Annotated in this window: 13 protein-coding genes; 10 read left to right on the top strand and 3 right to left on the bottom strand. The window is 64.5% G+C overall.

Annotated features, from left to right (window positions below):
• Positions 1-110 precede the first annotated feature (110 nt).
• The 3 genes from aroC (at position 111) to IAE37_RS24325 (ending at position 3,030) form a co-directional block, all read left to right on the top strand.
• Positions 111-1,202 (top strand): chorismate synthase, encoded by a 1,092-nt coding sequence (aroC, locus tag IAE37_RS24335; RefSeq protein ID WP_201177746.1) that lies wholly within the window; start codon positions 111-113, stop codon positions 1,200-1,202.
• 137 nt (positions 1,203-1,339) lie between these two features.
• Entirely contained in the window at positions 1,340-2,494 is a 1,155-nt protein-coding gene (locus IAE37_RS24330; protein WP_201177739.1) for an MFS transporter, read from the top strand.
• Positions 2,494-3,030 (top strand): oxidase, encoded by a 537-nt coding sequence (locus IAE37_RS24325; RefSeq protein ID WP_201177737.1) that lies wholly within the window; start codon positions 2,494-2,496, stop codon positions 3,028-3,030. The genes IAE37_RS24330 and IAE37_RS24325 overlap by 1 nt, the downstream gene beginning before the upstream one ends.
• Positions 3,031-3,129: 99 nt before the next feature.
• Here IAE37_RS24325 and IAE37_RS24320 read toward each other — a convergent pair whose 3' ends face one another.
• Entirely contained in the window at positions 3,130-3,402 is a 273-nt protein-coding gene (locus IAE37_RS24320) for a DUF3509 domain-containing protein (protein WP_201177735.1), read from the bottom strand.
• A 258-nt stretch (positions 3,403-3,660) separates the two neighbouring features.
• Between IAE37_RS24320 and IAE37_RS24315 the strand changes: the two genes are divergently transcribed.
• Together IAE37_RS24315 and IAE37_RS24310 are read left to right on the top strand one after the other, a co-directional pair.
• Positions 3,661-4,185 (top strand): ankyrin repeat domain-containing protein, encoded by a 525-nt coding sequence (locus tag IAE37_RS24315; protein ID WP_201177733.1) that lies wholly within the window; start codon positions 3,661-3,663, stop codon positions 4,183-4,185.
• Positions 4,186-4,243: 58 nt separating this feature from the next.
• Positions 4,244-4,774, top strand: a complete 531-nt coding sequence (locus IAE37_RS24310) for a hypothetical protein (protein ID WP_201177731.1) — start codon at positions 4,244-4,246, stop codon at positions 4,772-4,774.
• 105 nt (positions 4,775-4,879) lie between these two features.
• Here the strand turns inward: IAE37_RS24310 and IAE37_RS24305 are convergent, their stop codons facing one another.
• Positions 4,880-5,818 (bottom strand): ZIP family metal transporter, encoded by a 939-nt coding sequence (locus tag IAE37_RS24305; protein ID WP_201177729.1) that lies wholly within the window; start codon positions 5,816-5,818, stop codon positions 4,880-4,882.
• A gap of 125 nt (positions 5,819-5,943) precedes the next feature.
• On the opposite strand from IAE37_RS24305, the gene IAE37_RS24300 reads away from it, so the two are divergent.
• The 4 genes from IAE37_RS24300 (at position 5,944) to IAE37_RS24285 (ending at position 9,226) form a co-directional block, all read left to right on the top strand.
• Positions 5,944-6,135, top strand: coding sequence for a PLD nuclease N-terminal domain-containing protein (locus IAE37_RS24300; protein WP_201177727.1), 192 nt, complete (start codon positions 5,944-5,946; stop codon positions 6,133-6,135).
• Positions 6,136-6,291: 156 nt separating this feature from the next.
• Positions 6,292-8,346, top strand: a complete 2,055-nt coding sequence (locus tag IAE37_RS24295) for an LTA synthase family protein (protein ID WP_201177725.1) — start codon at positions 6,292-6,294, stop codon at positions 8,344-8,346.
• A gap of 117 nt (positions 8,347-8,463) precedes the next feature.
• Complete coding sequence (locus IAE37_RS24290) at positions 8,464-8,700, top strand: hypothetical protein (RefSeq protein WP_201177723.1); 237 nt, start codon at positions 8,464-8,466, stop codon at positions 8,698-8,700.
• Positions 8,701-8,890: 190 nt separating this feature from the next.
• On the top strand, positions 8,891-9,226 hold the full coding sequence (locus IAE37_RS24285) for a ribonuclease E inhibitor RraB (protein ID WP_201177721.1): 336 nt from the start codon (positions 8,891-8,893) through the stop codon (positions 9,224-9,226).
• 117 nt (positions 9,227-9,343) lie between these two features.
• On the opposite strand, the gene IAE37_RS24280 is transcribed toward IAE37_RS24285, so the two are convergent.
• Complete coding sequence (locus tag IAE37_RS24280) at positions 9,344-10,144, bottom strand: c-type cytochrome (protein ID WP_201177719.1); 801 nt, start codon at positions 10,142-10,144, stop codon at positions 9,344-9,346.
• 529 nt (positions 10,145-10,673) lie between these two features.
• Between IAE37_RS24280 and IAE37_RS24275 the strand changes: the two genes are divergently transcribed.
• Positions 10,674-11,411, top strand: a complete 738-nt coding sequence (locus IAE37_RS24275; protein ID WP_201177717.1) for an amidotransferase — start codon at positions 10,674-10,676, stop codon at positions 11,409-11,411.
• Positions 11,412-11,437: the final 26 nt, after the last annotated feature.

Genomic DNA, 11,437 nt, shown 5'->3' with positions numbered 1-11,437 from the left:
GATATCGCGCGCCGCCCGCGCGGCGCTCGATGTCCGCCGCGCTGCAAATCTCAATGCCTCCAGCGTATACTGCCGCTCTCATTCACTTCAGGCAGACTCGCGGAGCGTCCATGTCCGGCAATACCTACGGCAAGCTGTTCACTGTCACCACCGCTGGCGAAAGCCATGGCCCGGCGTTGGTCGCCATTGTCGATGGTTGCCCACCGGGCCTCGAGCTGTCCCTGGCCGACCTGCAGCACGACCTCGACCGCCGCAAGCCGGGCACCAGCCGGCATACCACCCAGCGCCAGGAGCCTGACGAGGTGGAGATCCTCTCTGGCGTGTTCGAAGGCCGTACCACCGGTTGTTCGATCGGCCTGCTGATCCGCAACACCGACCAGAAGTCCAAGGACTACTCGGCGATCAAGGACCTGTTCCGCCCGGCCCACGCCGACTATACCTACCACCACAAGTACGGCACCCGCGACTACCGTGGCGGCGGTCGCAGCTCGGCCCGCGAAACCGCCATGCGCGTGGCTGCCGGTGCCATCGCCAAGAAGTACCTGGCCACCCAGGGCATTCGCGTGCGCGGCTACATGAGCCAGCTCGGCCCGATCGAAATCCCCTTCAAGACCTGGGACTCGGTCGAGCAGAACGCCTTCTTCAGCCCCGACCCGGACAAGGTGCCGGAGCTGGAGGCCTACATGGACCAGCTGCGCCGCGACCAGGATTCGGTCGGCGCCAAGATCACCGTGGTCGCCGAAGGTGTGATGCCGGGCCTGGGCGAGCCGATCTTCGATCGCCTGGATGCCGAGCTGGCCCATGCCCTGATGAGCATCAACGCGGTCAAGGGCGTGGAAATCGGCGCCGGCTTCGCCAGTGTCGCCCAGCGTGGCACCGAGCACCGTGACGAGCTGACCCCGGAGGGCTTCCTCAGCAACAACGCCGGGGGCATCCTCGGCGGTATTTCCTCGGGCCAGCCGATCGTCGCCCACCTGGCGCTGAAGCCGACGTCGAGCATCACCACCCCGGGCCGTTCGATCGATGTCGATGGCAACCCGGTGGAGGTCATCACCAAGGGCCGTCACGACCCTTGCGTGGGCATCCGGGCAACGCCGATCGCCGAGGCGATGATGGCCATCGCGTTGATGGACCACCTGCTGCGTCATCGGGGGCAGAATGCCGAGGTGAAGGTGAACACGCCGGTACTGGGCCAGCTCTGATTCGTCTGTTGTCCATGTTTTTACTGGGCTGGCCCTTTCGCGGGTAAACCCGCTCCTACAGAGGGTTGCGTGCCCCCTGTAGGAGCGGGTTCACCCGCGAAAGGGCCGATACAGGCAACCCTGAACCGGCTCCCCCTATGCCCCCAATCCCCTACTGGCGCCTGTCCAGCTTCTACCTCTTCTACTTCGCCCTGCTCGGCGGCACCGCCCCGTTCCTGGCGCTGTACTTCGACCACCTGGGCTTCCCCCCAGCGCGCATCGGCGAGCTGGTGGCCATTCCTATGCTGATGCGCTGCATCGCCCCCAACCTGTGGGGCTGGCTGGGCGACCGCAGTGGCCAGCGGCTGCTGATCGTGCGCCTCGGCGCGCTGTCGACGCTGGCCTCGTTCTCGCTGATCTTCTTCGCCAAGAGCTATGCCTGGCTGGCGCTGGTGATGGCCCTGCACGCCTTCTTCTGGCATGCCGTGCTCCCCCAGTTCGAGGTGATCACCCTGGCCCACCTGCACGGCCAGACCTCACGCTACAGCCAGGTGCGCTTGTGGGGTTCGATCGGCTTCATCCTCACCGTGGTCGGCCTGGGCCGGTTGTTCGAGTGGCTGAGCCTGGACGTTTACCCGGTGGCCATCCTGGTGATCATGGCCGGCATCGTCGCCGCCAGCCTGTGGGTGCCCAACGCCCAGCCAGCGGAGCAGGGCGAGCGCACCGCGGCCGGTGGCTTCCTGCGCCAGCTGCTGGCCCCCGGGGTACTGGCGTTCTATGCCTGCGTGGCGCTGATGCAACTGAGCCACGGCCCGTACTACACCTTCCTCACCCTGCACCTCGAGCACCTGGGCTACAGCCGTGGCGAAATCGGCCTGCTGTGGGCGCTGGGGGTGGTGGCCGAAGTGCTGATGTTCATGCTGATGAGCCGCGTGTTCGCGCGCTTTTCGGTACAGCGCGTGCTGCTGCTGAGTTTCCTGCTGGCCGCGTTGCGCTGGCTGCTGCTCGGCAACCTGGCCAACGAGCCCGCTGTGCTGATCTTCGCCCAGTTACTGCACGCTGCCACCTTCGGCTGCTTCCACGCAGCCTCCATCGCCTTCGTCCAGGCCAGCTTCGGCGCCCGCCAGCAAGGTCAGGGCCAGGCGCTGTACGCGGCGCTGTCGGGCACCGGCGGGGCGTTGGGCGCCTTGTATTCGGGCTACAGCTGGAACCAGCTGGGCCCGGCCTTCACCTTTGGTATGGCCAGCGCCGCAGCCTTGGCTGCAGCCGTTATCATTGCCTTCCGTTCGCCATCGACCAGGACAAGCCCCTGATGAGCATCCTCTGCGTTTTCCACCCTGCAAGCCCCGCCTCGCCGCACAAGGTGCTGACCCATCACGACGACATCGCCGCGACCCTGGCCGAGCAGGGCGTCGGCTTCGCCCACGCTCCGCTGGAGCTGCGCGTACGGCCGGGGGGGAGCGCCGAAGAGGCACTGGCGGCCTGCCGTGAATACCTCGACCAGCTGATGACCGCACAGGGCAGTGTGGCGTACCAGCTGCTCAACCGTGATGGCGCCGATCCGGCGCAGGTCGATGTGCGCGACGAGCATGTGCAGGGGGCCGAGGAAGTGTTCGCGGTAGTCAGCGGACGGGCCCAGGTCGGGCTGCGCCTGGGTGAGCAGGTGTATGCGGTGTTGTGCGAGAAGGGCGATCGGCTGGTGGTGCCGGCGGGGACGCGGCGCTGGGTGGAGCTGGGGGATAATCCGTTTTGCCTGGCGCTGCGCTTGTTTGCTGACGAGCAGGGGGCGCAGGCAGTGTTTACCGGGGACCAGAGTGCACGGGAATTTTTGGGGATCGACGAGCTCTAAAGCCTGGGCCGGCCTCTTCGCGGCTAAAGCCGCTCCTACAGGGAGCGCGTGATGCGTGTAGGAGCGGGTTTACCCGCGAAAGGGCCGTAGCAGGAGAAATCAACGATAGGTCGGCAATGCAAACCGCTGCTGGCTCTGCAAGTGCGAAATCACCGGCAATTCACTGGCCTGCTCAGCCAGGTCACGGCGAATGGCGCTGATCGCCCAGGACAGCTGCTCGGCACTGTGCAGTTGCCCGTAGGTCAACACGCGGCGGGTCACCTTGCCGTCGGCGGCGCGCAGGGTCAGCAGTACGCCGCCATCGGGGCGGGCCTGGGTGGCAACCTGATAGGCCGAGAACACCGAGACGAATTTTTCCTGGATGAGGTCCATATCAACTCCTGACTGAATATGTTGGCAGACGTGAGTTGATAGTTGCAGCGACCGTGCCAGATCTCGATTATTCAAAAAGTCCTTTAAAATCAGGGCTTTGAGTGGTTTTCACAGAAACCTTTTCGTGCAGCCTGCAAGGTCGTGCATTTTGCACAGTGCAATTTGCACGAAGCTATTGCCCCCATAGATTCTGAACCTTTGACCCTTGGCGCATGCCTGACGAACACTTGGGCAATCTTTTACGCCAGGAGGTTCCAGATGTCCGACCAGCTCGTGTCTACCCAGATGACCGACGATGAAGCGGCCGCGTTCGCCGCACAGGTATTCGAACGCGCCCGCCAGGGCGATGCCGAAATGCTCGAGCGCCTGCTCGCCAGCGGCCTGCCGGCCAACCTGCGCAACCACAAGGGCGATACGCTGCTGATGCTGGCCAGCTACCACGGCCACCATGACGCCGTACGGGTGTTGCTGGCCCATGGCGCCGATCCGCTGATCGCCAACGACAATGGCCAGTTGCCGATTGCCGGCGCGGCGTTCAAGGGCGACCTGCCGATGATCCAGTTGCTGCTCGACCACGGCGTGCCGGTGGATGCCGCCGCCCAGGACGGGCGCACCGCACTGATGCTGGCGGCCATGTTCAACCGTGGCGAGATCCTCGACTACCTGCTGGCCCACGGGGCCAACCCGGCGCACCAGGACGCCCGCGGCGCCACGGCGCTGATGGCGGCGCAGACCATGGGTGCGGTGGATGCTGCGGCGCGCCTGCAGGTGCTGGCCGGCTAACTGTCCGGGGGCTTTTGCGGCTATCCTTGGCGACTTTTCACCCGCCGCAGGCCCCTTCATGAAAAACCAGTTGCTCGAATTCATCAGCCTCATAGGCGCCGGCTGCATGCGCGAGCAGGACATCGAGCGCATCGCCGATGAAGCCGCCCAGGCCTACGCCGACCCCGCCGGCTTCCTGGCCGCCAACCCGGACATCAACTACGACGACAGCTTCCCGATCCCGCTGGGCGAGTGGGTGGTGCTCGGCAGCCTGCCGGACACCGTGGTGTTCCAGGCCGACAGCTACCAGGACCTGTTCCAGCAGATCAGCGATTCGTTCGATCAGAGCGTGGCGTTCACCCTCAAGGCCAAGCAACTGGCGCGTACCGAGCCACTGACCGCGCTCAACCGTATTCAGGTGCAGATGGGCGCGTTGAACAAGGAAGCGGGGGGCTACGTGCTGCTCAACTTCAGCCAGTTGCTCGATGACGAGTTGCAGATGGTGATGGTCGGCCAGCGGGATCTGGCCCGGGTGCTGGAGTTGGGCGCCGAGCTGGGGATCAAGGTCGAGCCGGCGCTGGAGGCGTTGAAGGTCGCGGTGCACGTCTGATTGCAAAGACTGACGCAATCCCTGTAGGAGCGGCCTTGCGCCCCATCCGGCCGGTCCGGCGCCCCGGCAAGGCCGCTCCTACACAGGTCGCAAGCGATGCGGTTCCTAACCCAACGCCGTATCCAGAAACATCATCACCGCGAACCCACCCATCAACCCCAGCGTCGCCGACGTCTGGTGCCCGTTACGGTGGGTTTCCGGAATCACTTCGTGCGACACCACGAAGATCATCGCCCCCGCCGCCAACCCCATGCTGACCGGGTAGGCGAGGGCGAAGCCGGTCGAGATCCCCAGCCCGATCACCGCCCCCAGCGGCTCCATCAGGCCTGAGCCGATCGCCACCAGTGCTGCCTTCAGGTTCGACAGCCCGGTGGCGCGCAAGGCCATGGCCACTGCAAGGCCTTCAGGAATGTCCTGGATGGCGATGGCGCTGGTCAGCGGCAGGCCGACGCTCATGTCACCGTTGGTGAAGCTCACGCCGATGGCCATGCCTTCGGGCAGGTTGTGCAAGGTGATCGCCAGCACGAACAGCCACACCCGGCTGATGCGGTCCGAATGCGGTCCGCAGGCGCCGACGGTTTCGTGCTCGTGCGGGGTGAAGCGGTCGAGGCCGAGCATCAGCAGAACACCCAGCGCCATGCCCAGCACCACGGTGAAGGCCGCCGCAGGGCCGTTGCCGGTGATCTCCCGGGCGGCGTCCAGGCCCGGCAGGATCAGCGAGAACGAACTGGCGGCGAGCATCATGCCGGCGGCGAAGCCCAGCATCACGTCCTGGCTGCGCGTGCTGACATCGCGCAGCACCACCGCCAGCACCGCGCCCAGGGCCGTGGCCCCGAACCCCGACAAGCCGCCGAGCACCGCCAGGTGCAGGTTGTGCGCGTGCTCGCCGTGCACCGCATTCCAGATGCTGATGGCCAGCAGCACCAGTACCACCAGCAGGCTGGCGCCCAGGCCGGCGCTGAGCCAGGGCGAATCGATGGCCTGCTGGCGCCAGGCGTGCAACAGGTTGCCGGGCTCGGCAGTGGGGGTATTGGCTGGGGGCATGGGCACCTCTCGATCATCTAATGCAAGCAGTCTATCCACTGACCCGGCCAAGCAGCCAAGGATTCCCTTCTATCGGCGCGATAGGGCTATGCTGAGCAGCAAAGCACATGAAAGGGAGCTTTCACATGGGGTCCACCTTCAACGGCCTGGTCGGGCTGATCATCCTTGCCCTGGATATCTGGGCCATCCTCAATGTGCTCAAGAGCCCTCGGGAAATCGGCGTGAAGGTATTGTGGATCCTGCTGATCGCCTTGCTGCCGGTGATCGGCCTGGTGATCTGGGCCATCGCCGGGCCGCGGGGCGATGTGCGGATCTGAACCGCGTTGCTGGCCAAACGCCCGGTCCAGACAAAGTCCGAAACAGCCCAGTGACAAAATTTTCACACTGGTTTAAACAGAATCCCCGCCGCACAATACTGCGTTGGTCTCAACCCGCACCTCTTCGCAAACCGCAATCCTAGGATCCCTCCATTCATGGCTAACACGGATGCCCTGAAGCAACAGGGCGCGCGAGCCGCCTACGCGCCTACCCTGAAGTCCCACCTGGCCTACACGCTGCTCAGCGGCCTGGCGATCATGCTCATGCTCAGCCTCGTGCGCCTGGCGCTGCTGGTGTACAACAGCGACATGATCGGCGACACCCCCTATTCGACCGTCGGCGAGGGCTTCCTCAATGGCCTGCGTTTCGACCTGCGGGTGGTGGTGTACCTGAGCATCCCGCTGCTGCTGGCCTGCCTCAGCCCCTGGGCCATGGCCCGTCGTGGCTTCTTCCGTTTCTGGTTGACCCTGTCCGCCAGCGTGGTGATGTTCCTCGGCCTGATGGAGATGGACTTCTACCGCGAGTTCCACCAACGCCTGAACGGCCTGGTGTTCCAGTACATCAAGGAAGACCCCAAGACCGTGCTGAGCATGCTCTGGTACGGCTTCCCGGTGGTTCGCTATATCCTGGCGTGGCTGGTCGGCACCTGGCTGCTGAGCCTGCTGTTCAAGGGCATCGACCGCATCACCCGCGGCTCGGGTCGGCCGGTGACGGCGTGGTACAACCGCCTGGCGGTGTTCATGGTGGTCCTGCTGGTTGCTGTGGTCGCCGCTCGCGGCACTCTGCGCCAGGGCCCGCCGATGCGTTGGGGCGATGCCTTCACCACCGACTCGAACTTCGTCAACCAGCTCGGCCTGAACGGCACCCTGACCCTGATCGACGCCGCCAAGAGCCGATTCGGCGAAGACCGCGCCAACATCTGGAAGCCCGTGCTCGAGCAGGGCGTGGCCACGCAGAACGTGCGCGACCTGCTGCTGACCCCGCACGACACACTGGTCGATGCCGACGAAGCCGCCGTGCGCCGCGACTTCCTGCCGCCGGCCGATCGCACCCTGCCGGTCAAGAACGTCGTGGTGATCCTCATGGAGAGCTTCGCCGGCCACTCGGTGGGCGCCCTGGGCAGCCCGAACAACATCACCCCGAACTTCGACAAGCTGGCCAAGGAGGGTCTGCTGTTCGACCGCTTCTTCTCCAACGGCACCCATACCCACCAGGGCATGTTCGCCACCATGGCCTGCTTCCCCAACCTGCCAGGTTTCGAATACCTGATGCAGACCCCGGAAGGCGGGCACAAGCTGTCTGGCCTCCCGGCCCTGCTCAGCGCCCGTGACTACGACGACGTCTACGTCTACAACGGCGACTTCGCCTGGGACAACCAGTCCGGGTTCTTCGGCAACCAGGGCATGACCACCTTCATCGGCCGCAACGACTTCGTCGACCCGGTGTTCTCCGACCCGACCTGGGGTGTGTCCGACCAGGACATGTTCGACCGCGGCGCTCAGGAACTGGCCAAGCACGATGGCAAGAAGCCGATCTACGCGCTGCTGCAGACCCTGTCCAACCACACCCCGTACGCGCTGCCCAAGGACCTGCCGGTCGAGAAGGTCACCGGCCAAGGCCGCCTGGACGAACACCTGACCGCCATGCGTTACTCCGACTGGGCGCTGGGCCAGTTCTTCGAGAAGGCGCGCAAGGAGCCGTACTTCAAGGACACCCTGTTCGTCATCGTCGGCGACCACGGCTTCGGCAACCACGACCAGGTCACCGAACTCGACCTGGGCCGCTTCAACGTGCCGCTGCTGCTGATCGCTCCGGGCATCCAGGAGAAGTTCGGTGCGGTCGACCACACCGTAGGTACCCAGGTCGACATCGTGCCGACCATCATGGGCCGCCTCGGCGGCCAGGCGCGCCACCAGTGCTGGGGGCGCGACCTGCTCAACCTGCCTGAGGGCGATCAGGGCGTGGGCATGATCAAGCCTTCGGGCAGCGAGCAGATCGTCGGCCTGGTGCAGGGTGATCGCATCCTCATCGAGTCCAAGGACATGAGCCCGCGTCTGTACCGCTACCAGCTGGGCAGCCAGTTCAAGGCCGAGCTGATCGAAAGCCCGGACCAGCCCGAGATGCTGAAGAAGCTCGAGGCGTACATCCAGACCGCCACCAAGAGCCTGCTGGACAACACCGCCGGTGTGGTCCACGGCACGCCGAAGTAATGCCAGCGGGGGCCGCCTGGCGGCCCCCATTGCTGCGACTGAACGAACCCTACCCCTGCAAGGTCAAGGTATACAGGCATCACACACTGGTGTTTCTTGACTGAGAGGGCTCATTCGATGAAAGCGTGGGAAGTCATCTTCGCCGACCAGAAAGGCGAACCAACCTCGCTGTTGCTGCAGGCCGATCAGCGCCCCAGCGAAGAAGATGCGGCGCGGGCCATTCGTTCGCACCTGTTCCCGGTCATGGATGAACTGGACCTCAACGATTTCCAGGACCGTACCCCCTCTCCCACGGCACGTTGGCTCAAGGAGCAGAACGGCGTGACCATCACCAGCATTCAGGAAGCACCCTGATTCGGCCAGAGCCGCTTAGTGGCGTAGCGCCCTGCCAGGCACTACGCTGGTGGAAGGTGCTGGTCTTCCTTGCGGGCCGCACTGTTTCGATTCGCGTCTTGCATCAGCTCTAACAACTCCACCCGCCGGCCTCGCTGGTGGGTGCGCAGTGCACGGAAAGTCTATCCATCGCTTGTTAGGAGGACGATTCATGAGCAGCAGCCAGAACGACGATATCAGCAGCAATGTCCTGCGCCAGATGAAAGCTGGCGGTTTCGACTTCACCCGCATTCACCCCATCGAGTTCTACGCGGTGTTTCCCGATGAAGCCGGAGCACGGCGAGCGGCCAGGGAGTTTCGCGGCGAGTCGCTCAATGCCCAGGTGCGCGAGCTCGACGATGGCGCCTGGCACCTGGAACTGAGCAAGGTCATGTACGCCACCTATTGTGGGATCGGTGACTTCGAGGAAACCTTCGAGCAGGTGGTTTCGCCGTTGGGCGGCGAGGTCGAAGGTTGGGGGGTCAAGCAAGAGCGCACGGTGGCCTGAAGCATCCCCATCGCTTCTTCGCGGGGCGAGCCCGCTCCCACAACGCCCGCGCCGGCCTTCCCGGTAGTGCAGTAACTGTGGGAGCGGGCTTGCCCCGCGAAGAATCCAGCGCCAATCCTAAGGCCTACGCTTGGCCATATGCCCCAGATACGCCAGCAACGCATCCAGCTCATTGTCGCTCAACACACCCTCACCAAACCCCGGCATCCGCGCCTGCGGCCACTGCCGCAGGCTCTGCGGGTCACGAATGTACTGGCGCAAATAGCCCGGCTGAAAATACTCGGTCGGGTTGTGCGGCACGTTCAGGTCCGGCCCGAACTGCGCATCGCCAGCGCCGTTGAGTCGATGGCACACCAGGCAATTCTGCTGGAACAGCGCAAAACCCTGGCGCACCGGGTCGTTGGCGGGCAGGGTAGGGTCGGGCAGCAGCGCCGGAAAGCGCTGCTCCACCGGTGCCATTCGGCGAATCGTGGCGATCTGGAAAGGCCACTGCTCGGGCCGGATGCCGCCTGCCTGTGGGTGGGTCCAGACCAGGTAGAACGGCCCGGCACTCGGCTTGCCCTTGGCCAGGGCAGGCCATGGCTGCGCCGGGTCTTCGACCGCCAGCCATGCGCGAGCCGGGCCCGTGCTCAGCAACGGCCCGGCCGGCATTTCGGCGGCGAAGCCATCCAGTGCTACCGCTTGCAGGTGGTCGTCGGCGCCTACACCCTCGAGCAGCGTCGCCAGCGGCACGGCGCGGTAGCGCATCGGCCGCTTGTACGAAACGTCCTGGTCGATCCGGATGTCCTGGACCTGGGAGTGGCCCAGCAGCTCGCTGCTGCTCCAGGTGCGCGACAGATCGCCCAGTTCCAGGTGCAATTGCGCAGCGTGCAGCGGTAGGCTCAGCAGCAGGGCCATGAGGGCAAGGCAGTGGCGCATGGCAGGTCTCCAACCATCGAGGTCGGCAGGTTACCTGTGCACTGCCAGCAAGGCCACAGCCGCAGTCATCCGAACAGGCGTGTGAGGTTCGGCAGGATCAGCAGCAGCGTGGTGGCGAACAGAATGAGTCCAGCTTGGCGAAGCTTCGATTGTCTGAACATGGCGGACCGCCTTCTTGTTGTTATTCCTGAATACCCGTGGGGCTTCCTTGTCGTGCTTCGGGTCGATCGCGGTGGCGTAACGCTTACGCCTGCGCCGCTTGCCTCTGATAAAGGGATATACAACCAACAGTAGGGCGAACATCATCCCTGTTTCAGAACCCTTTGCGCTAAACCGCTATCCTCCTAATGCCTCGTTGCTATGAGGCCAACTGCCATCTAGCTGTCATGCTCTGACTAGACAGTGGCGCCGCACCCCATGCCACCTCGACAAAATGCGACCGTTCGTCAGTGCGGCCTACTTGCTTGTACGTGTCTTTCGCGTCAGTCTCTACAACAGTTTTCCACCCATGTCGTCCAGGACTATCCCTATGTCGTTACGCATCTGCATCCTTGAAACCGATGTCCTGCGACCGGAGTTGACCGCGCAGTACCAGGGCTACGGAAGGATGTTCGAGCAGCTGTTCTCGCGCCAGCCGATCGCAGCGCAGTTTTTCGTGTACAACGTGATGAACGGGGACTATCCCCCGGACGGCGAACGCTTCGATGCTTATCTGGTGACAGGCAGCAAGGCCGATTCGTTCGGCAGCGATCCCTGGATCCAGACGCTCAAGGCCTACCTGCTCAAGTTGTACGAGCGTGGCGAGAAATTGCTGGGCGTGTGCTTCGGGCACCAGTTGCTGGCACTGACCCTCGGCGGCAAGGCCGAGCGGGCCGAGCAGGGCTGGGGCGTGGGCATCCACCGCTACTCGCTGGCGGCCCATGCGCCGTGGATGGACCCGGAAGTGTCCGAGCTGACCCTGCTGATCAGCCATCAGGACCAGGTCACCGAGCTGCCGGAGGGCGCCACCGTCATCGCTTCCAGCGACTTCTGCCCGAATGCCGCGTACCACATCCGCGACCAGGTGCTGTGCTTCCAGGGCCACCCGGAGTTCGTCCACGACTACTCGCGGGCGCTGCTCGATGCGCGCCAGGAGTACCTGGGCGATGAGGTGTACCACAAGGCCATCGCCAGCCTGGCCACCGAGCACCAGGGCGACCTGGTCGGCGAGTGGATGCTGCGCTTCATCCAGCATCCGGTCAGCAAGGCCAACGACAGCGCCGCGTGAGGCATCGGGGCCGCAAAGCGGCCCCA

It is taken from the genome of Pseudomonas sp. S31 (genome assembly GCF_016648105.1).
GTDB lineage: Bacteria > Pseudomonadota > Gammaproteobacteria > Pseudomonadales > Pseudomonadaceae > Aquipseudomonas.
Note: the sequence above shows the minus strand (reverse complement) of the source record. Positions and strands in the feature narration are given on the sequence as shown.